General features: G+C 72.4%; 13 protein-coding genes and 2 pseudogenes. 5 read left to right on the top strand and 10 right to left on the bottom strand.

Annotated features, from left to right (window positions below; translation table 11 throughout):
- Window positions 1-28: 28 nt before the first annotated feature.
- Together lanL and ACWGN5_RS03415 are read right to left on the bottom strand one after the other, a co-directional pair.
- Complete coding sequence (gene lanL / locus ACWGN5_RS03420; RefSeq protein ID WP_453510929.1) at window positions 29-2,836, bottom strand: class IV lanthionine synthetase LanL; 2,808 nt, start codon at window positions 2,834-2,836, stop codon at window positions 29-31.
- A 211-nt stretch (window positions 2,837-3,047) separates the two neighbouring features.
- Window positions 3,048-3,920, bottom strand: a complete 873-nt coding sequence (locus ACWGN5_RS03415; RefSeq protein ID WP_453510928.1) for a helix-turn-helix transcriptional regulator — start codon at window positions 3,918-3,920, stop codon at window positions 3,048-3,050.
- A 202-nt stretch (window positions 3,921-4,122) separates the two neighbouring features.
- On the opposite strand from ACWGN5_RS03415, the gene ACWGN5_RS03410 reads away from it, so the two are divergent.
- The gene (locus tag ACWGN5_RS03410) at window positions 4,123-4,908 is read left to right on the top strand and encodes an SDR family oxidoreductase (RefSeq protein ID WP_453510927.1); all 786 of its coding nucleotides are present in this window, start codon (window positions 4,123-4,125) and stop codon (window positions 4,906-4,908) included.
- Between the two features lie 235 nt (window positions 4,909-5,143).
- Here ACWGN5_RS03410 and ACWGN5_RS03405 read toward each other — a convergent pair.
- The 3 genes and pseudogenes from ACWGN5_RS03405 to ACWGN5_RS03395 all read right to left on the bottom strand — a co-directional run.
- Window positions 5,144-5,254, bottom strand: a pseudogene (locus tag ACWGN5_RS03405) (DUF7873 family protein); the annotation flags it as partial.
- Between the two features lie 323 nt (window positions 5,255-5,577).
- Window positions 5,578-6,027, bottom strand: coding sequence for a hypothetical protein (locus ACWGN5_RS03400; protein ID WP_453510926.1), 450 nt, complete (start codon window positions 6,025-6,027; stop codon window positions 5,578-5,580).
- A 331-nt stretch (window positions 6,028-6,358) separates the two neighbouring features.
- Entirely contained in the window at window positions 6,359-6,655 is a 297-nt protein-coding gene (locus tag ACWGN5_RS03395) for a transposase (RefSeq protein ID WP_453510925.1), read from the bottom strand.
- A gap of 295 nt (window positions 6,656-6,950) precedes the next feature.
- Here ACWGN5_RS03395 and ACWGN5_RS03390 point away from each other — a divergent pair, with 295 nt between their 5' ends.
- Window positions 6,951-7,499 carry an RICIN domain-containing protein gene (locus tag ACWGN5_RS03390; protein WP_453510924.1) on the top strand — a complete coding sequence of 183 codons (549 nt, stop codon included), beginning with the start codon at window positions 6,951-6,953 and terminating at the stop codon, window positions 7,497-7,499.
- Between the two features lie 270 nt (window positions 7,500-7,769).
- On the opposite strand, the gene ACWGN5_RS03385 is transcribed toward ACWGN5_RS03390, so the two are convergent.
- The 3 genes from ACWGN5_RS03385 to ACWGN5_RS03375 all read right to left on the bottom strand — a co-directional run bounded on the left by ACWGN5_RS03385 (window position 7,770) and on the right by ACWGN5_RS03375 (window position 12,395).
- Window positions 7,770-8,123, bottom strand: a complete 354-nt coding sequence (locus tag ACWGN5_RS03385) for a hypothetical protein (protein ID WP_453510923.1) — start codon at window positions 8,121-8,123, stop codon at window positions 7,770-7,772.
- Between the two features lie 340 nt (window positions 8,124-8,463).
- Window positions 8,464-9,606, bottom strand: a complete 1,143-nt coding sequence (locus ACWGN5_RS03380; protein ID WP_453510922.1) for an ABC transporter substrate-binding protein — start codon at window positions 9,604-9,606, stop codon at window positions 8,464-8,466.
- 122 nt (window positions 9,607-9,728) lie between these two features.
- Entirely contained in the window at window positions 9,729-12,395 is a 2,667-nt protein-coding gene (locus ACWGN5_RS03375; RefSeq protein WP_453510921.1) for a SpoIIE family protein phosphatase, read from the bottom strand.
- Window positions 12,396-12,947: 552 nt separating this feature from the next.
- Here ACWGN5_RS03375 and ACWGN5_RS03370 point away from each other — a divergent pair.
- Together ACWGN5_RS03370 and ACWGN5_RS03365 are read left to right on the top strand one after the other, a co-directional pair.
- A complete protein-coding gene (locus ACWGN5_RS03370; protein WP_453510920.1) occupies window positions 12,948-15,011 on the top strand; it encodes a SpoIIE family protein phosphatase in 2,064 nt (687 codons plus the stop codon).
- A 1,316-nt stretch (window positions 15,012-16,327) separates the two neighbouring features.
- Window positions 16,328-17,002 (top strand): DUF4232 domain-containing protein, encoded by a 675-nt coding sequence (locus tag ACWGN5_RS03365; protein ID WP_453510919.1) that lies wholly within the window; start codon window positions 16,328-16,330, stop codon window positions 17,000-17,002.
- Window positions 17,003-17,126: 124 nt separating this feature from the next.
- Here ACWGN5_RS03365 and ACWGN5_RS03360 read toward each other — a convergent pair.
- A pseudogene (locus tag ACWGN5_RS03360) lies at window positions 17,127-17,267 on the bottom strand (transcriptional regulator); the annotation flags it as partial.
- A 16-nt stretch (window positions 17,268-17,283) separates the two neighbouring features.
- Between ACWGN5_RS03360 and ACWGN5_RS03355 the strand changes: the two are divergent.
- On the top strand, window positions 17,284-17,565 hold the full coding sequence (locus tag ACWGN5_RS03355; RefSeq protein WP_453511141.1) for a hypothetical protein: 282 nt from the start codon (window positions 17,284-17,286) through the stop codon (window positions 17,563-17,565).
- A 5-nt stretch (window positions 17,566-17,570) separates the two neighbouring features.
- Here the strand turns inward: ACWGN5_RS03355 and ACWGN5_RS03350 are convergent, their stop codons facing one another.
- On the bottom strand, window positions 17,571-21,053 hold the full coding sequence (locus ACWGN5_RS03350) for a hypothetical protein (RefSeq protein ID WP_453510918.1): 3,483 nt from the start codon (window positions 21,051-21,053) through the stop codon (window positions 17,571-17,573).
- Window positions 21,054-21,087 lie beyond the last annotated feature (34 nt).

Below are 21,087 nucleotides of genomic sequence, written 5' to 3'. Positions count from 1 at the left end.
CGCCGGGAGTCTGTGGGAGGGGTGGCGCTCAAGCCGCCGGCTCGACCATCCAGTGCCGGGGGCTCGCGCGGCGGACCCGCAGGAGGAAGGCGAGGATCCCGGCGGACCCGTCGCTCCAGCTCGTCGAGACGTCCCCGTACTCGTTGGGGAAGACCACCTGGTCCCGACGGTGTGCTCTCTCGGCCAGGAGGAGCCCGGCCAGATCCTCGGCCATGTAGTGGTAGACCGGTTCTCCCGTGGCGTCCGCCACGTCGAGGAGGAGGTCGCCGTTGCCCGCGAGCCCGTGGCACTGCGCGAGTGCGGCACGCGAGGCGCGTTCCGTGACGGCACAGGTGCTGCGGCGGGCGAGCTCACCGAACCTGTCGTCCCCGGTGGCCTGCCACAGTCGGACGAGGAAGGTCCCGATGCCCGCCGAGCCGTGGCACCAGTACGGAGCCGTGGGCACGTCACCCGCCTGAGCGGGCCACTGGGCCGCCTCCCCCGTGCGTACGGCGGCGGACAGCAGGTCCTCGCCGATCTCCACGGCCAGTTCCCGGTGATCGGGACTTCGGGAGAGGTCCGCGGCGGCGAGGAGGAAGCAGCCGATGCCGGCCGTCCCGTGCGCGAAGCCCAGGTAGCGTTTGCCGCCCTCGGGGGAATCGGCCTCCCCGGGCACGGCCCAGCCCACCCCCGTCGGCTCGCGCGTGACGGCGGCGGCCAGCCGGTCGGCCGCGTCCACGGCCCGTTCGGCGAACCGCGTGTCCCCCGTGCGCCGCCACAGATGGAGGGCGGCGAGTCCGCTCCCCGCCGTGCCGTGCGTGATGTCGTGATGGGGCGTCACCTGCTGCGGCGCCAGCGCCAGGGCCACGGCGTGGTCGATGAGCCGGCGGTCGTCGACGGCGTGCCCGGCGTCGTACAGCGCCCAGGCCGTGCCGCGGCCGCCGAAGTGCAGACCGGGGCGCTGGGAACGGAGGTCGGTGCGCTCCGCGATCCAGTGACCCGCGGTGGAGAGCAGCCCGGGGAGGCGCGGGTCGCCGGTGACCTCGAAGTACCGCGTCAGTACGGCCAGGACACCCGCGGCACCCTGCTGCACGGTGCAGGGGTCGCTCTCCCCGGCCAGGGTCGACACGGGCCAGAGCCGCCGGTCGTCCTCGGGAGTCATCGAGTCGACGAGGTGGTTCACGAGCCCGGCGACCGCGTCATCGTGAACCGAGGCGCCTTGCACCGTGCTGCTGTGCGCCGTGCCGCCGTGTGCCGATCCACCTTGCGCCGATCCACCTTGCGCCGTGCCGCCCTGCACCGCTCCCCCTTGCACCGCGCCGCCGTGCACCGTGCCGCCATGCGCCGCGCCGCCCGCGTCGGCACGGGGCGCCGACCGTACGGCACCGCCTGGCGACGCCGGGTCCGCCGGCCTCAGGGCCGCGCGGGCCATGGCCGGATTCCACCGCCCCGCGGGATCGTCGCGCATCAGGCCGAGGATCATCTCCACGACGCCGTCGGGGAGTTGGAGCGGGCCGGTGCAGGCCGTCAGCCAGGCGGCGAGCCGTTCCTCCGCGGGCCTGTCGCCGGGCTCCTCGGACAGCAGGTTCGGCACCTTCCCGGCCAGGACGAAGCAGACGGTGGCCCCGAGACTGTAGTAGTCGGCCGTCGGGGAGACGGGCGCGTCGGCCAGGCGCTCGGGGGCGCTGAACCCGGGCGTCCCCACGCGGGTCGGCAGCGCGGTCTCGTCCTCCAGGACGGCGAGCTCCAGGTCGATGAGGCGCAGTTCGCCGTCCGGGCGGACCATCACATTGCCCGGCGTGAAGTCCCGCAGGACCAGTCCACGGGCGTGCGCCTCCGCCACCAGGTCCACGAGCCGTACGACCTGCGCGAGCGCGTCGGCGCGGTAGCGCTCGCCCCCCACATCGCGGAAGTGCTCGGCGACCCAGGTGCGCAGGGTCACGCCCGGCACCTCGTCCTGGGCCAGGAACAGATGCCCGCCGTGCTCGAACAACGCCACGGCCTCCGGGGCGAGCCCCGTCCCCTTGAGCTTCTCCAGCGTCCTGGCCTCGGCGCGCAGCCAGTCCCGCACGTCGCCGCCGGAGGCATCGCCCTCCACGTGCGGTCGGGCCTCCTTGATCACCACGCCCTCGCCCGTACGGGCATCGCTGCCCCGGTACACACCGCCCTTGTTCGTCTGCCGGATCGCCTCCCGGACCGCGAAGCGGCCACCGAGCACCACCGGACGGTTCTTCGCATCCCCGCTGGGCGGCGCCACCGGCACCACGGCGGGGAACGGACACTCGGCCCAGGGCGGCGGGGCGTACTGGCCGGTGCGCCGGTCCTCCACGGGATTGCCGTCGGGGTCCTCGATGAACCACACCAGCAGACCGTCGTCCGAAAGACGCCGGCGGCCGACGAACGACCCGTAGCGGTAGTGCACCAGGCTGCGCACGGCGTACGGCTGGTCGGAGAGGATCCTGGGGCCGGCAAGGCCCGCCGTGGCGCCGTGCAGCTCCTGGGCGAGCGCGGCGGCCTCGGCGTCCGACCGCGGGTAGACGGTGATGAACTTCCCGGAGCTTCCGCGGGGCGTCGCACGGGAGTTGAGGGCACTGACCTGCTCCAGGGACCGCGCGAACTTGAAGCCCGCCTCCTCCCGCAGCAGCACGCCCAGGGCCCTGGTGAGGACCGCCGGCGCGGAGGCGGCCGTGGCCGAGAGGTGCAGCTTCCACCCCTGTGCGCGACGCGTCCCGGCCACGGGCGCGACCCGGCACCACATCTCGTCCGCCTCGACCGCCCAGCGCGCACCCGTACCCGTGGCGTGCAGCGCTCGGCGGAGGAGGTCTTCCAGCTCGACTTCGGTAGCGTGGCTCGTCATTGCGTGTCCCTCTCAACGGTGAGAACCGCTGACGGGAAGGTGCCCGATGGCATAAACAGACCAACACGCAGGCATCTGTATTCACTTCATCCAGCGAGCGCGCGACGTGGTGGCCCCGCCGAGAGGCGCGCCCGGCGCAGCGAGCGGCGCACGGAGGCGACGCCCACCGGCTTCACCACGAAACCCACCGGCTTCACGGCGCCCACCGCCTTCAGAACGCCTGTACGGCTCCGATGTCGTCCGGCGCCTCGGCGGTGAGACCTGTGAGGCTCCGGAGCGCCCGGGCCGTGGCGGAGCCCGGTTCGACGTTGTAGACGCACAGGGTCTGTTCGGCGTCACCCGGGACCTGGAAGGACTCGTAGGAGAAGTGCAGCTCACCGGCGCTCGGGTGGTGGTAGTGCTTCGCCCCGTGGGTGCGGCGCAGCACCCGGTGGTCGTTCCACCACGTCGTGAACTCCGCCGATTTCACGGTGAGTTCGCCGATGAGGTCGGCGAGTCGACGGTCGTGCGCGTTGCGGCCCGCCTCGAGACGGAGGATGGCGACCGTCTCGGCGGCGATGCGCCCCCAGTCGCCGACGCGTGTGCGGGCCTCGGGGTCGAGGAGGTAGTAGCGGGCGAGGTTGCGGTGCGGCGCGGGCAGGGCGTCGAAGTCGGTGAGGACTTCGCGGGCGAGCCGGTTGGAGGCCAGGACGTCGGTGCGCCGGCCCAGGATGAACGCGGGCACGTGGTCGAGGGTCTGCAGCATCAGGTACAGGCCGCCGCGCACCCGCTGGGGCCCGGCGGGGGAACGGCGGGCCGGGGCGGGCCGCGCCAGGAGGTCCGTGAGGTGCTCCCGCTCGGACGGGTCGAGGCGCAGGGCGCCGGCGAGGGCTTCGACGACTTCGGGGGAGGGGTTCTGGGCCCGGCCCTGTTCGAGGCGCGTGTAGTACTCCGTACTGACTCCGGTGAGCCGGGCGACCTCGTCGCGGCGCAGGCCGGGCACGCGGCGTACCCGGTGGTCCTCGGGAAGTCCGGCCTGGTCAGGGGTCACCCGGGAGCGGCGGGTGCGGAGGAAATCGGCGAGTTCGCGGCCACGGTCATCCATGCCCCCAGTGTGACGGGCGCGCGCGGGCCGCAGCCCGGCGGCGGGTGGTACTGCCGGTACCTGCCCCGGGGATACCTGCCTGGTCAGGGCACTTTCGGGCGTCCCGGAGGCCGCCTCGGGGTGGTGTTCTTGTTCGGGGGCCGACGGCACGAGGCCGAGGCCCTGAACCCCTTCACCTCACCCACCCCGAAAGGCGTGTCCCATGACCACGCACACCCCGCACACCTCCGTCCGCCCCCTCACCGGCCGCGTCGCGGTCGTCACCGGTGCTTCCAGCGGCATCGGTGAGGCGACGGCCGAGCACCTCGCCGCGCTGGGAGCCCGGGTCGTCGTCCTGGCGCGACGCGCGGACCGGCTGGAGGAACTCGTCGCCCGGATCGAGAAGGACGGTGGCCAAGCCACGGCGCTGCCGGTCGATGTGACCGACGCGGCGGCCGTACGGGCGGCCGCGGAGCGGGTGGCGTCCGAACGCGGCGGCGCCGACCTGCTGTTCAACAATGCGGGCGTGATGCTGCCGGCCCCCGTCGAGGAGCTGGCCACCGAGCAGTGGCAGCGCCAGATCGACCTCAACATCACCGGCCTGATGCACGTGATCGGTGCGTTCACCCCGCAGCTGGTGCGGGCGGCCGCGGAGCGTGGCGTCGCGGACCTGATCAACACCTCGTCGATCGCGGCGCAGAACATCTTCCCGAACTTCGCGGTCTACTCCGCGACGAAGGCGTACGTCACCCACCTCTCCCGGCACCTGCGGGCCGAGCTGGGCGCGAAGAACGTCCGGGTCTCGGCGATCGAGCCGGGCATCGTCGGCACCGAGCTGCAGAGCCACGTCACCGACGAGGGCGCCCTCGCATGGCTGGAGGACTCCAAGGAGACCATGGAGTGGCTCACGCCCGAGGACGTCGCGCAGACCGTCGGCTTCGTCGCGAGCCTCCCGCCGCGGGCCAACCTGCAGCAGGTCACCCTCATGCCCACGGCCCAGCCCAGCTGACAGGCACGGGAAAAGGAGCGGGTCCGGGGGCGTGGCCTGCCCCCGGACCCTGTGGATGCCGCTCCCATCACACGCCGGCACGCTCGAGGACCCGGGTCATTCGTCATTGCGTCGCGTCCTGTCTTTGGACCACCGCCGATCGAGCGCGGCGGACCAGATTCGAACTGGCATTTCGACGTACCAGGGCCCGGGCCCGGTCGATCCGGCGATGAGCGCCGCATGCTGAGCCTGGAGTGCCGAAGACGGCGTCGCCGACCCGCTGGTCGGTGACCTCGGCGCTGTTCGCCTCCTCGCGGGCGAACTTCACCGCCGGCTGCAGCTTCTCCACCCGCTCGAGGAGCTGCGAGCGCGTCTGGTAGGCCTCGTCGACGATGACCCAGCGCCACGGCGCGCACTTCTCGCGGGGACGTGCGACCACTTCTTGGCGGTGGAGACGACGACCGGCAGGTCGCGGAGGGCGGGTGCCTCGTTGCTGCCCCGCACGTTGGCGTGCCGGCGCACTCGTTCGGGCAGGAGGAAGTCTCTCTTGTGCAGGCGGCCGACGGGGAGGTCCGGGTATTCCCGGGCGATGTTCCAGGTCGGACAGGACGGTGGCGACCGCCCGGTCGGCCAGCGCGCCGGGCGACATGGCGTCGGGCGTCGCGGCGTCGCCGTCCTGCGGGGTGGATGTCATGCCGAGGCCTCTTCCGCGTCGGCGCCGGTGGGTTCGTACGGCTGGGGCGGACCGCCGTGCGTCCAGGGGGTGTCCTCGTCGTCGGGCAGCCGGGACGGCATGTTCTGCGGGTCGATGGAGGTGAAGGTGACGGTCTCGCCCAGGGTGGCCATGGTCCCCTCGGGCGCCGGGGGCTTGCGCTTGTTGGCGAAGCCGCCGTTCAGCTGGATCAGTACGGTGGGTCCGGCGCCGTCGGGGACGACGTCGAGGATCGCGGCCTTCTGCCCCGGCCGGGCGGGGGACTTGACCGCGGTCCCGGCCGGCATCGGCACCGGGAGCTCGCAGCGCACGGTGAGGGAGGGGCGCCAGAGCGCGGAGCCGGGCCGGTCGCCCGGCACGGTGCGCTCCTCGTCCCGGTCCGTGACGACGCCCGTGAAGGCCTTGCCCGTCAGTTCGTGCTCCGCCATCACCAGGGATCGTCGTACGCGCGCTGGGCCTCGTACCGCTCCTGGGCCTCCTCCATGCGGGCCAGGCGGCGGGCCGCGCCGACCGCGTGGTCGCGGCGGGCCTGAGACGGCCGTCGTCGTCGAGGTAGGCGGCGAACTCGCCGAACTGGCGCCGGTCGTACACCCGGCGCGGGTCCACATGCGCCCCCGGCGGGAGCTCGCGCAGTCTGTGGACGCCCTGCCACATCAGCCGCCAGGTCGGCATCAGCTGGCCGCGGAGCTCGCGGTCGATGCCGCGGGCGGCGGCGTCCCGTTCACGCTGTCCGGACGCGGTGTCGTACCACGTGGCCAGTTAGTCCAGGGTGAGGTCGAAGACCGGATCGCCCGCCGCGTCCGCTTTCGCCTGCGCGGCCCGCAGTATCCGGTCGAACGTTCCGTCCGCCGCCCACCTGCGGTAACGCGTGTGCAGTGTGGCCCACGGGCCGTAGCGCTCGGGCACGTCCCGCCAGGCCGTCCCGGTCCGGAACTTCCACACGATCCCGTTCAGGACCGTGCGGTCGTCCAGCCGCTTACGTCCCCGCGACGACTCGGGCAGGAACGGCCGGACGAACTCCCACTCCGCATCGGACAGCTCATGACGACGTATCACGACACCGTGATCCAACGGGCTAGATCATTTGAAGACACTGCCTAGCGTCGAGGTGATGCCTCCACGCCGATGATCCGGGCGGGGGGCGACGGGGTCGAGGGCTGTGATCAGGCTCTTCATGAATGCTTGGTGGAGGAATGAAGCGGAAGGGTGAGTTCCGTCGATCCGGCGGAACCTACGACGTGTCGCGGTCCAAGTGGGGCGTCCAGACGATGAGTTACGTGGCAGCCCTATGCGATCATGAACGTCGCTTTCCGGCCGCTTGCCGGATCTCTCTCATCGATAGCCGAGGACCATGAAACTCACCGCGTTTACCCGTGCCAGGCACGGGCTGCTTGTTCTTGCCGCCTCCCTGGGCATCGTCTTCGGCCTGTCGGCCGCTCCGGCCCAGGCCGCGACGACGGCGTCGCTCTCCGACAACTGGATCGTCGAGTTCCGTGCGAACCACTCTGGCAAGTGTCTTGAGGTGGCGGACTGGAGTACGGCCAACGGCGCGGCTATCCGTCAGTGGACCTGCACCGGTGGCGCCAACCAGCAGTGGGAGCAGATCCCTTCGAGGGACCTCCCCGGGGAGTACTACTACAGGAACATTCATAGCGGCAAGTGCATGGAGATCGGCGGCTGGGGAACCAACAACGGTGCGACCGCGAACCAGTGGGACTGCCACTGGGGCCTCAACCAGGTGTTCGTCACTGGCCAGGCAAAGATAGTCATGGACTTCTGGTACGCCCAGCACAAGTGCCTCGAGATCGCGGACTGGCGCACGGACAACGGCGCCCCCGCGCGGCTGTGGGACTGCCACACCGGCGACAACCAGAGCTTCACCATGAGCATTCTTAACTGATGAGTCTCCAGGGCGGGCGCGGGGCAGGAGCCCGGCGCCCGCCCTGCGCAGTTTGACAGCCTTCCGCTCCGGCCGTGCCGTTCACCGCTGGGGAACGTCAATGTGAAGCACTGCTCAATCTCGCCGCGGCGCGACGGCGGCTGGGGCGACCATCGTGAGCCCGAACCGGCAGTGTCCAGCGCCCGCGGACCAGGACGTAACCAACGATCCAACCGACATCACCCGTTCAAGTTCAGGTAGCCGCAGCGATGCGATGGTTTCTTCCGCCTCCTACTGTCGTTGCGCGAGCCGTTCCGCCCGAGCCCTGGCTTCGGAGAGGTCAGCGGCGAGGACCCGGTTCTGGTGTTCCAGGCCCTGGATCCGGTTGACCAGGTCGGCTCGGGCCACGTTGTCGATTTCCGCGCCGAGGGAGAGCTGGACCCGGCGCTTGAGCCCGTCGCGCTCCCGTTTCAGATCCTGGATCTCTTCGCGGGCGAACGCGAGGTCGGTGTGCAGGCCGGCGGGTGTTGTCCGCTCGGGTCGGGGCGCCGCTGCCGCTTCCGTCCCGTGATGGGTCGGGGCGCTCATCGCGTCCCGGACCGCGGCTTTGACCGCGGGCTGGTTGTAGACGAACCAGGTGGACACGCCTGCTTCCCGGGCACAGAGCGAGGGAGACCCGCTGACCGGCTCGCTGAGGCGGCTGCGGCGGTGGCCTGGGCGCACCCGCTGACCGGCTCGCTGAGGTCCCGAACGACGGCCCGTGCCTGGGCGGACTTGACCGTGCTGTCCGCTTGCCGGGCCTGGCGCAACCGTGCGACGCGGGCGTCACGGGACTATGTGGTTCCGCTCATGCTCCGCCCCTGATCTTCAGGCTCTCCAGCGAGTTGAACGCGGCAGCCGGCCGGGCCTCGTGCGGTTCCCGGGCCGCCACCGGTGTGAGGTCCGGACCGGTGGGTGCACGCCTGGTCAGGAGCGCCCTTGGCCCTCAGTTCGAGACGGCCTCGGCCCAGCCGCTGTTGACGGTCTCTCTTGCCTTCTCCGTCTGCGCCTCCGTCGGAAACGTCGGCGTGCCCTCGACCGTCGGCAGTTTCTCCGCGGCGGCCTTGTCGAGGGTGCCGTCCTTCTCCATGGCGTCCATGAGGACGGGGCGTGCGTAGGCGCCGAGCCGGAGGTTCTGGCCCTCCGGGCTGAAGACGTACTCCTGCCACAGACGTGCTGCCGCGGGGTGCGGAGCGTCCTTGTTCACCCCGTTCGCGTAGTACTGGGCGAAGCTGCCGTCGAAGGGGATGGCGGTCTGCCAGTCGACGTCCGTACCGTTCTCGCGGAACTCGTCGGCGTATCCGAGATTGAGGAAGTCCCAGTCGATGCTGATCGGGGTCTGGCCCTTCGCGATCGTGGCCGGGGTGGATTCGACCGGGATGAAGTTGCCGTTCTTGCTGAGCTCGGCGAAGAAGTCGATGCCGGGCTGGACGTCGTCGAAGGAACCCCCGTTCGCCAGGGCCGCCGCGTAGACCCCGGCGAAGGCGGAGCCGGACTTGGTGGGGTCGCCGTTGAGCGCGACCTTGCCCTTGTACTCGGGCTTGCGCAGGTCGGCGAAGGTCGCGGGGCAGGTCGTGACACGCTTGGCGTCACAGCCGATCGAGATGTAGCCGCCGTAGTTGTTGTACCAGCGGGCCCGGTCGTCCTTCTGTTCCTTGGGGATCTCGTCGTACGCGGCGACCTTGTACGGAGCGAGCAGGCCCTGCCGTGCCGCGGACTGCGCGAACGAGCCCCCCACGTCGATCACATCGGGGGCGCGGCCTCCGCCCCTGTGCTCCTTCAGGGCGTTGATCTCGTCCTGGCTGGTACCTTCCGGGTTCTCCACCGTGACCTTGATCCCGTACTTCTTCTCGAAGCCGTCGATCACTGCGCCGTAGTTGGCCCAGTCGCTCGGGAGCGCGATCGTGTGGAGCGAGCCCTCTTTCTTCGCCGCCGAGGTCAGTGCTGCCATGCCGCCGGCGTCCGCGGCGGAGGTGGCCACCGCGGGTGCTCTGGGCGCGGTGGTGGGCTTGTCTCCGCAGGCGCCGAGGGGCGCCGCGAGGACCAGGCAGGCGGCGACGAAGGCTGTCCGGAGACGAGGTGCGGGCACAAAGGCTCCATAACGGGCGGTCGCGTACTGATCGAGGCCAGCGTACGTTCGGCGGCCTCGGCAGCGCAGTCCCAGACGGTGGTGTCCGCTGTCTTCCCTGCGGCTGCCGTACCGGCGCGTTCTCAGAACCCCTCGTCGTCCCACCCGGCCAGGAGCGCCTCCCCGAGATCCATCGCGGGCGGTGCGGCCCCGTCGAGGAGGGCCTGCTCGCTCCAGATGATCTTGCCGCGGGCGGTGTAGCGGGTGCCCCAGCGCTCGGCGAACTGCGCGACGAGGAACAGGCCGCGACCGCCCTCGTCGGTGGCCTCGGCCCGGCGCAGATGCGGGGAGGTGCTGGACCCGTCGGAGACCTCGCAGATCAGGCTGCGGTCGTACAGCAGCCTCACCCGGATGGGCTCGGTGCCGTAGCGGATGGCGTTGGTTATCAGTTCGCTGAGGATGAGTTCCGTGGTGAAGGCGATCTCCTCCAGGCCCCAGTCCGCCAGTCGGCGGGCGCAGGCGTTGCGCACCGGGGACACCGCCGCGGGGTCGGGCCGCACGTCCCACTCGGCGATCCGCGCGGGGTCCAGTCGGCGGGTGCGGGCCACCAGCAGCGCGACGTCGTCGCTGGGCCTGGTGGGCAGCATCGCGTCGATCACCGCGGTGCAGGTTTCCTCCGGGGTGCGGGCGGGCCCGGCCAGGGCGGCGCGCAGCGCTGCCAGGCCCGCGTCCGGATCGCGGTCGCGGCTCTCGATCAGTCCGTCGGTGAAGAGTGCCAGCCGGGAGCCTTCGGGCAGGGTGACCGTCATGGTCTCCATGGGCAGGCCCTCGCCCAGGCCCAGCGGCGGGGAGACGGGCACCTCGGGGAAGGACACGGTTCCGTCGGGGCGGACCAGAGCGGGGCCCGGATGCCCGGCGGTGGCGGCCGTCACCTGCCCCGAGACGGGATCGTAGATGGCGCACAGGCAGGTGGCTCCGGTGATCCCCTGCCACTCCTGCTCGTCGGTGTCGATGTGGGCGACCAGCTCGTCCAGGTGGCTCAGGAGTTCGTCCGGAGGCAGGTCGAGGGTGGAGAAGTTGTACACGGCGGTGCGCAGACGGCCCATGGTGGCGGCTGCGTGGAGACCGTGGCCGACGACGTCGCCGACCACCAGGGCCACCCGGGTGCCGGGCAGCGGGATGACATCGAACCAGTCACCACCCACACCGGCCTGGGCAGCCAGATAGCGGTGCGCGACCTCGACGGCGGACTGCTCCGGTACGCCCCGGGGCAGCAGGCTGCGCTGCAGGGTGACGGCCATGGTGTGCTCGCGGGTGTAGCGGCGGGCATTGTCGACGGCCAGTGCCGCCCGGGCGGTCAGCTCCTCGGCGAAGGACACGTCCTCCTCGTCGAACGGCGGGGAGTCCTGCCCCCGCCAGTAGCCGGCCATCCCCAGCACCACGCCCCGGGCCCGCAGGGGCACGGCGATCAAGGAGTGGATGCCGCGGTCCAGGATCCGCACGGCGTTGGCCGGGTCCTGGGTCCGCCAGCCGTGGGTGGTGCGCAGGTCCGCCTCCAGGACCGCACGGCCGCCGGCCAGCCCGGCCGCCATCGGGCTGGTGGGAACGAACCGGATCAGCCTGCCGACGGGGTAGAGCGGGTGGTCGCCCTGAAGGCCGACGGCGGCGGTGCGGCGCATCTCGGTGCTCGCTTCGGCCGGCTCCTCGCCGCGCAGCACCGGGTCCAGCAGGTCGACCGTGACCACGTCGGCGAACCGCGGGACCGCCACCTCCGCCAGTTCCTCCGCAGTGCGCTCGACGTTCAGCGTCGTTCCCACCCGCACCCCCGCGTCGTAGAGCAGCTTCAGCCGCTCGCGGGCCACCTCGGCCCTGCCGGAGAGTGCCCGCAGCTCGGTGGTGTCCCGCAGCGTGACGACGGTCCCGGCCTGCCCGTACGGAGCGGTGGGCCGGATGTTCACCGACAGCAGCCGATCGGCTGCCATGTGCAGCTCGTCGGTCGCGGAACGGCCCGATGCGATCGGCTCGGCGATCCCCTCCTCCAGACCCAGGTCCGTGACGGGGAGGCCTTCCGCGTCCACGGGCAGCCGCAGCAGCCGCCGCGCCTCGTCATTGGCCAGCAGCAGCCGTCCGCCGCCGCCGACGATCAGCACGCCCTCTCGCACCGCGTGCAGCACCGCGTCGTGGTGCTCGTACATCCTCGTCATCTCGGCCGGTCCCAGGCCATGGGTCCGGCGCAGCAGCCGACGGCTCACCAGGGCGGTTCCGCCCGCGGACAGGGCGAGCACCGCGGCTGCACTGCCGAGGACGACCGGCAGCTGCCGGTTCACCATGCTCTGCACGTTCTGGACCGTGACCGGGGAGGAGACGATGGCGATGACGCGGCCGTCGGAGTCCTTGACGGGGACCACGGAGACCACGGACTGCCCCAGGGACCCTTCGAAGGTCTCGGTGAAGGACTGGCCGGCCGCCGCCTTGGAGAAGGGGCCGACGACGTGCTTCCCGATCTGCCGCGGGTCGCTGTGGGCGAGGGTGACCCCGGAGAGCGTGTACACGTTTATGCCGTCGACCCCGGCGATCTTCCGGGCCGCCTCGGCGCTCGGCTGTAGCACCGCGGTCGGATGGGGGCTGCGCAGGGCCGCGACGATTCCCGGAGATTCCGCGAACGTTCCGGCGGCGGCGAGCGTACGGTGCCGGGCGTCCTCCATGCCGGCGCTCCGGGCTTGCACCACGAGCGCCACCACCGCGGCGGCGACGAGCAGCACCACGACGGCCAGCTGCAGGAGGAACACCTCGCCGGCCACGCTGCGCATGTTCAGAAGGGAGGACAGACGCTGCGGCCGCCGCGCCCTTCCCTCGGGGGGCTGGGCGTGCTCATGACGCTCCTGGTGGCTTCCTGAGCGGGGACGCCGACGGGGAGAGGAAGATCTCGTGGTCGAGCCGAGCAGCCGACGCCGGACTTGTCCAAGTAGGTCGCTCATACTTTATTTTCTGACCTCTACGGGCCGTCGGCAGCGGGGAGCGACGGTCGCCGAGCCGGCGATCCGGGTCCCCTCCGCAGAGCGAGGGTGTGGCGAGGCGCGGCGCGTGGGGGCGCGGGCGGGATCCGGGCCGCCGCCGCGCTGATGTGGATCCCCCACGCCCACACGCCGTGCAGGAAGTCATGCTGGTTCAGGGAAGTGGAGGGGTGGACGGGACGAGCGCTACGCCGTGCCGACCGCCGTTTCCGCCCTGCTGCGCCGAGGCAGCCACGGGCGGCCGGGGGCGTTTCTCTCGGCCCAGTCCTCGCCATGGCGCACTTCGCGCCGCGGAATGCCCGTGGTGTCCGGATAATGGAAGGAACGGCGAGTGGAAGGGGACATCTCGTGCCATCGGCTCGGCCGGGGGGCGAGGAGACCCACGGTCCGTTCTGGTCCGAGCCGGGGACGCTGCTCGAGCACGTGCCCGTGGCCGTCTTCGGCCTCGATGACGGGGACCTCGTCTGCTACTGGGGGCCCGGCGCGCGGGACCTCTTCGGATATGACGCCACCGCCGTCCTGTCGAAGCCCGGCGCCGTTCTCTTCGCCGACGGGCCCCCGGGCACCCCCGATCCGTGCTCCTGGCTGACCGAGCGAGGCCGGACCCAGGGTTACTGGAGGGGGCGGCTGCCGGCCCGGCATCGTGACCGCACCGTCTTCGACTGCGGCTTCCGGGCCTTCTCCGTGACCGGATCCGGCGGACCTTCGGTGGTGATGGTCCTGGCGAGCCGTAGTGACGAGCTCGATCGGGTCAAGACCAACCTCGCCTTCCTCGACGCCCTCTTCGAGACGTGCCCCATCGGTCTGGTCATGCTCGACCAGGACCTCCGGTACGTCCACCTCAACCAGGCGCTCGCCGACATGGACGGTCTGCCGATCGAGGCCCACCTCGGGCGGCGCATGGACGAAGTCATGATCATGTCCGACGGTGGCGAGTACCAGCGCATGCTCCGCGGCGTCGCCCTGGGCGGAGCACCGGTCGTGGGGACCCTGGTGGGCATGCGTCCGTGGGGGCATCCGGACCGTGATCAGGTGCGGTCGGTGAGTTTCTTCCCCCTGAGCCAGGCGGTCGGCTCGCGCCCCGGAGTGGGCGGGCTGATGCTGGACGTGACCGACCGGGAACAGGCCATCCTGGAAGCCACCGCCAGCCGTCGACGGCTGGCTCTGCTGGACGGGGCCTCCACTCGCATCGGGACCACCCTGGACGTGAACGTCACCGCCCAGGAGCTGGTCGACGCTTCCATGCCGGACTTCTGCGACGGCGCCGTGGTCGAAGTCGTGGAGTGGATGGACGAGGTGGAGGAGTTCGACCCGGCGCGACCGCTGTTCACCCGCAGGATCGCCTCCGGGACGATCCTGCCCCCTCCGGCCACCGAACTCGTGAGCGGGGTGGAGACGGTGCGGTATCCGCCCGGCTCCGTCATCCACGACATGCTGAGGACCGGTCGCGCCGTCTCCGCCGTGGTGAACGAGGAGTTCCTGGCCCGGACCGTCCTCATCGAGTCACGCTCACGGCTCTTCGCCGAGAGCGGGTTGGCCTGCGTCCTCGTTGCCCCGCTCATCGCCAGGGGTACGGTCCAGGGAATCGCCATGTTCGGCCGGTCCACGGGCCGGCCGGCCTTCACCCGGGACGATGTCAGCCTCGCCGGTGAGCTCGCCTCACGGGCTGCGATCTGCCTGGACAACGCCCGTCTGTACAGCCGCGTCCAGGACATCGCCCTCACCCTGCAGCGGGCGTTGTTGCCCAGTGCGTTGGCGACCAGCCCGTACGTGGACGTGGCCCACCGGTACGTACCCGGCAGTCGGATCACCGAGGTCGGCGGAGACTGGTACGACGTGATCAGCCTGTCCGACGGCCGAGTCGCTCTCGTGGTGGGCGACGTGATGGGGCACGGTGTGTCGGCCGCCGCAGCCATGGGCCGCCTCCGTATCACCGCCAAGGCTCTGGCCAGGCACGACAGCGAGCCCGACGACCTCCTCACCGAGCTCGACGCATGCGCCCAGGAGGCCGGCATCGAGCTGGCGACGTGCCTGTACATCGTCTACGACCCGAAAAGCGGAGGAGCCCGCATCGCCAGCGCCGGCCACCCCCCGCCCCTGGTACTCCGGCCGGACGGCACAGTGGAGACCATCGACGACGTCCTGGGAATCCCTCTCGGCGTCGGCGGCTGTCCTTTCCGGACGATCGAGATCGAACTCCCCGGGAACGCGAGTCTCGCCCTGTATACCGACGGCCTCATCGAGACACGAGGCGCGGACCTCGAGGTCGGTCTGAAGGCATTGCGCGCCGAACTGGGCGGGCCCCCAGGCCCGTTGGAAGCGACGGCGGACCGCATCCTCGCGAGCCTGCTGCCCGCCCAGCCGGCCGACGACGCGGTTCTGGTCCTCGCCCGCGTCCGCCGCGCCCGATGAGGAGGCGTCGAGCCTGGTGTGTCTTGGCAGCTGCTGGTGCGCGGCCGGCGGGAGGCGGCCCGCCGCAGGTCACGGCGGACGGTGACCACGTCAGCCGGGTGGCCGGCCCGCGCGTAACGTTCGCAGAGAAGGTGGCTGGTTCCTCGTCCGGTCATGAGTGACTTCTCCGCCCACCCCCTGGGGTTGGCCCGCCAGGCGGCCACCACCAAGGGGTGGGCCCGGGCCATACCCGGCTCACCCAGCACCTACCGGCAGTCGAACAGGTCCGTGTCCGTGGCGTCGTTGGCGCCGACCAGCGGGTGGCTCAAGAGCCATCCGGCGGTCTCCACCGGATCGGGCCGGGCGGTCAGGCAGGCCCTCCGGGTGGGCCTCGGCCAGGCCGTTCGCGACGTCCCCGATCAGTCCGTCCGAGTCGTCGATCTCCCCGTACATCCGCTCCGAGGCCCGCAGGGCCTCGCGGGCCACCCCCACCGCGTCGGCGGCCCGGCCGCTCGCCGTCAGCGCCCGCGGGTGGCGACCGCCTCCGCCGCCTGCTGCCCGTATGCGCGGGCGTCGGCTTACTCGACGGAGCCGAGCGGGCGAAGGGACGGGTGTCGAGGAGGCTCAGGATGCGCTCCCGGGCAATGCCGGTGTCCTCCCCGGCGGGGGCCGCACGCAGCTCGAGGTGCCGGCGCAGGTCACAGTCGCCTGCGAGCTGTTCCCGTACCAGGCGAGCAGTTCCTCGCGGGTACGGAACTCCAGCCGGGCATCCAGCAGCCGGGTACGCGACGCGGCTGCCGACCGCTGTCGAGGCACGGATTCGGCCTGCCCCAGGACAGCCAGGCCCACCGCCACACCGTGCTTGCAGAAATTGCCCTCCCGCCCGTACGGGCAGTCGCACCAGCCGGCGAACCCGCTGTCGTCCTCGGTCGGCTCGACCTCGTAGGCGTCGCTTCCGTCCGGGTCGCGTTGGTCGCCACGTCCCCGATCTCCAGCCGGGACACCGCGGACGGACAGCCGAGCCCCGCTCGAAGGAGCGCGCCCTGGCGAACCGCCGCGGGACTTCCTCGGTGAGGCCCGGAGCATGTGCCACGGCATTCATCGAACCGGACGGGAACCACTCACCACTGGATGTTCAGGATGGTCCGACCTGGCCTGATGGTGCGTCGGAAAAGTCAGCCATTGGTCAGCGTGAGCCCTTGGTGCCGGACTCCGGGACGCCCGGGGCGAATCGTGGTGATTCCGGTAAGACACCGTCACAGAATCGTGAAGCACGTGCGCGAACCTGGGATTCACCTCAGCGCAGTACGTGCGCTGTCATCGGGGGGAGTACCGCCATGAGTTCCGTTCGCAGAGCCGCTTTCGTCCTCGTCGCCGTGTCCGCGCTGGCCCTGACCGCCTGCGGGCCGTCGGAGGACGGTGCCGCGGGCGGCCCCGGGGCGCCGGCGACGACTCCCCCCGCCTCCACGTCCCCGTCCACGCCCGGGAAGCCCTCGGCGCCGGCCAAGCCGTCGACGTCCGCCAAGCCCTCGACGTCGGGCAAGCCGTCGACGCCCGCCAAGCCGACCGAGCCGGCCTCGCCGTCCGCCGATCCGGACTACGGCGTCTTCCCCTGCAGCACCTACGACCTGAAGTTCACCGCGAGCCTGGCCGAGCCCACGACCAGCAGCTACCTCCTGAAGGTCACCAACAAGAGCGGGAAGCCGTGTCGGGTCCTCGGCCACCCCATCGTGACGTTCGGCGACCTCGACGGCCAGGCGACAAAGCGCGGCACCGCCCCCGGCATCGAGGACGCGATCCGCCTCGAACCCGGCGAGACCGCCTACGCGGGCCTCATGGGCGGCCCGAAGGACGCCAAGAGCAAGACCGTCTCGTCGATCGCGATGACCATGGACACCGAGTCCGACCTGGAGCAGGTGCCGCTCAAGGCCTCGACGCCCGGCTTCAACGTCTCCGCGACCAACTCCGTCACCGCCTGGATGGACAACGCCGAGGACGCCCTCAGCCTGTAGCCGGCAGCCAGATCCTCCTTCCGAGCCCCCACCGCACGGTGGGGGCTCACTGTTCGCCCGCGAACGTTTCGCGCTCGGCAGGTGGAGGTTCATGCCGCACGCCGTCCGGGTGTGCTCCCGGGCGCGCGGCGGCGGCCTCGTCCCGGCTCACGGGGTCCGACTGCCACACCACGTGGTCGTAGAGCCTCCTGCGCGTCGGCTCGTCGAGAGCGGCGATCGCGCAGACGTCGGCGTCGCGTACTTCCTCCGGGGTGTCCACGAACACCAGTTAGTTCGCCGACCTGCTGACGGACTGGCCCGCCCGCCTCGCGCCGTGGATCGACGACATCGTCCCCGGCAGCGCCCAGGAGGCCATGTACGCGGTCGGCGTGATCGAGATCGTCGCCAGCCTCGCCGTGGCGCTGGCCCCCCGCTTCGGGGGCTGGCTCGTGGCCGGCCGGCTGGCGGGCATCATCGTCGACCTGCTGACCACTTCCGGGTACTACGACATCGCACTGCGCGACTCCGGGCTTCTCCTCGGAGCGGTCGCGCTCGCCCGGCGCTACCGCGTCGAGCGGCGCTGACCTGCTCAGCGCCCGCCCAGGTCCGTGGCGTACGCCGTCTCCCGGACCTCCCGGTCCGGGTGCCGCCGCAGCGCCAGGACGGCCGCGCGGCAGGGGGCCGGCCAGTTCAGACGGATGCCGAGGGCCGAGACGAGGGCCGCCGCGAGGAGGCCTTCGACGAGCCCGCCGTCGTCGGCGAGGACACGGACCGCGCCGAGGGCGGCGGTCGCGTCGACCGGCGCAGTCCCGTACCGGTACGTCTCCTCCACGTCCTTGGCCACCCGGGCCGCGAGGACCGGGCGGCCGTCGACCGCGGCGGCCAGCTCGCGCAGCGAGAGCAGCAGGTCCGGCTCGGTCGCCTCCAGGTCGATCGCCCGTACGAGGAGGGCGGTGCGGGTGGCGGCGACGGCCGGCTCGGCGGCCAACTGCCGGGCCAGGGCAGCGCACATCCGGTGGTCGTGGATCGACGAGCCGAGCAGGGAGTGCAGACGACGGCGGGCCGGCAGGTCCCGACCGCGTCCGCCGCCCTCGGGCTCCCCGGCCGCGACGAGCGCCAGAAGCCGGTCCACGACACCGTGCAGAAGGCTGCCGGGCGCCGCGCCGCCGATCGGGTGGGGCAGCTCGGACCGGGCGAGTTCCGTCAGCCCGTAGCCCGCCCGATCGGCGTTCCACGGCGAGGCGAGGTCCGTGCAGACCTCCGCGAGCGCCGCGCCGGCCGCCGGGGTGTACCGCGCCCAGTCACGGAGGGCGAACAGGGCACTCTCCACCACCTGTTCCTCGGGTACGGAGGCAAGCCGGGCGACGAGCTCCCCGTACCGCGACCGGTGAGCCGGGGCCAGGTCCGCCGGATTCACGTCCAGGAGCGCGCGCCGGGCGGCGCCGGGCCCGTCGGCGGCCGCCGCTTCCAGCAGGGCCCACATCTCCTCGTCCGGCAGCAGCGTCGGGGCCAGGCCGACGACGGCGGCGTGCACGTCCGGATGGATGCCCGGGGTACGGGCCACGGTGGACAGGAGTGCGGTGGCGGCGCCCGGGGGCAGATGGCGGGCGGCCAGCCGCGCGGCCGCCTTCCTCACGGTGACCTTCACCCCGGTCTCGCGGGTCAGGACGTCACGGAGCAGGGCGGCGACCCGGCTGGGCCGGGCGTGTGCGGCGGCGCGGGTGGCGGCGGACCAGGCCGCCGCGGCCCGCTCGTCGCCCGCGTGGTCGAGCAGGGCGCCGAGGGCCGAGGCCGGGTCGTCGGTGTGGGCCGCGGCGTCCAGGGCCGCCGCCAGGAGAGGAGGCGCGGCCGCGGTCGGCTCCGCGGCCGTGTACTGCTGGAGCAGGGACCTTCCGTAGGTCGGCACCGGGGCCACCGTACGGAGCAGCGCGGCACGTTCGTCGAGGCCCCGGCCGTCATCGGCGACCGCGGCCGCGGCCAGCCGGACCGCGGCCTCCTGCTGCCGGGGCAGCCACCGGTCGGCGTACCGGAAGGGCGGCAGCGGCCGGGGAGCACCGGCCGCGGGGAACCGTCCGCCCGGGAGCGGGGTCTCGGGCAGGGCGCGGTCCAGCAGGTCGGTGCGTTCCGCGGCGAGTACGGCGAGCACCTGGGGTACGAAGGCGGTGGACGGCTCCCGGGCCAGCAACTCGGCCGCACGGTCGCCCCGGGTCGCCGGACCGGCCAGCCAGGCCGCCGCGACCTCGCCGAACACCCCGTCGGGACAGACGCGCAAGGCCTGTTCGATTCGGTCCTGGAGCTCCGGGATCCGGTGCGCACGGCGTCCGGCGGATCCGACCAGGGTGAGCAGGGGCGTGACGTCGCCACGGGCGGCCGCGCGGTCGAGCCATGGCCCGATGGCGCCAAGCAGGACTCCGGCCCCGGGGCCCCGCACGACGGGACCGAGGCGACCGAGTTCCAGCGTGCCGGTGTGAACGGTGAGTGCTTCCACGAGGCGCACAGCGGTCCGCGCGGCGTCGGAAACGGGGGTCTCGGCAGACGCGTCCGTGTCCGTGGCGGAGGCAGCGCTGCCGGCGTCGCCCGCAGACGCGTCCGTGCCGGCGGCGAGCAGGTTCACCGCCAGCGTCCGGATCGCGTCACGGGTCCCGTACGAGCAGTCGCGGGCGCCCAGGGCGTCCCGACACAGCCGCTCCAGGGCGTCGGCCCCGGTGCCGCCGGCGGGCGTCCCGGCGCCGAGGGCCGCCGCGAGAAGCGGTGCCGGCAGTTCGGCGCAGGCGGACAGGGCTTCCTCGCGTACGGGGTCGCGCTCGTGGGCGAGCCGCCCGGCGGCCAGTGCGAGCACGTCCGCGACCTGCCCCGGATCACCGGTGTGGCCGGCGTTGACGACCAGCTGGTACCAGAGGACACCGCGCTCCTCGGCGTCATCGGTACGGAGGTCTGCCAGCAGTCGGGGACGGGCTTCGGCGGGCGGGAGCAGGGCCAGGAGACCCCAGACGTCCCAGCTCGCGTGGCGGTCGTCGCGGATCTCCTCGATCGCGGCCCGGGCCCGGGCGTGCCGCTCGGTGGTCGGCAGCAGGGCCAGCACCCCTTGGTGGGCGCGTACGTTCCGGTGCGGATCCCCGGCCTCGACGACGGCGTCCACGAATCCGGCCCGGCGTGCCGGTGGCACCGACCGCAGCAGAAGACGGAAGGCCTCCCGGTGGAACCACCGGGCCCCCAGCTTGGGCAGGGACGGCGGATCGGCCGCCACCAGGCGCCGCATGACCGCAGGCCCGGGCGTCCGTTCCCACCGCTCGGCCATCCGGCGCGGATCGGCGAACCAGCGCGCGACGCGCTCCGCGTCGACCGCGACGAGCTCGCCGAGCCGGTCGGACACCGGACCGGGCAGATTGCCGGGGCCGTACCGCTCAAGGAGGCCGAGCACCCGCCCCGGCGCGGCCGGCAGGGCGGCGGCGATCCCGGCGGCGTGCCGCTTCCACCAGAGATCGCGCAACCGCTCGGGGATACCGGCGAGTTCACGCTCCGCGTGGTCGAGGACGGCGACGGGATGGCGGACGGCCAGCGTGCTCCAGTCCTCGTACGCGAGGGCTCCGGCGAGTTCGGGCAGCAGCCGTGCCGTGAACTCCGTCGAGCACCCCGGCAGCAGAAGGGCCGCGTCCCGGTCGCCGTAGGCGGTGCGCACCCGGAGCACCAGCCGCTCGACGAGGCCGGACCGGCGCCCGTCACGCAGCAGCCGCGCGAGGTCGGCGCGGACCACGGCGGGTGCGTCGTCGTACGCGGCTTCGACGGCCGAGTCCGCGAAGGCCAATCGCCGTGCCCCGCGCAGCGCGTACCGGCGGACCACGGGGTCGGGATCGCCGAGCCGGGCGATCAGGTGCTCCGCGTCCTCGGCGGCCAGCGCCGCCAGCGCGGCGAGACGGCGCTCGTAGGGGCCCCGGGCGTCCAGGGCGGCGAGCAGGGGACGCAGTGCGCCCCGGGAGGCGAGCCGGTGAGCGGTGACGGCGGTGAACCGGAGCCGGGCGGCGTGCGGCAGGGGTTCGAGGGCGGCGAGCAGCTGGTCGGCAGTCGAGATCATCGCGGGCATTGTGCGCGAGGGCCTGCTGCCGACT

It is taken from the genome of Streptomyces sp. NPDC055815 (assembly GCF_053616475.1).
This window is presented reverse-complemented; position numbering and strand designations above follow the sequence as displayed.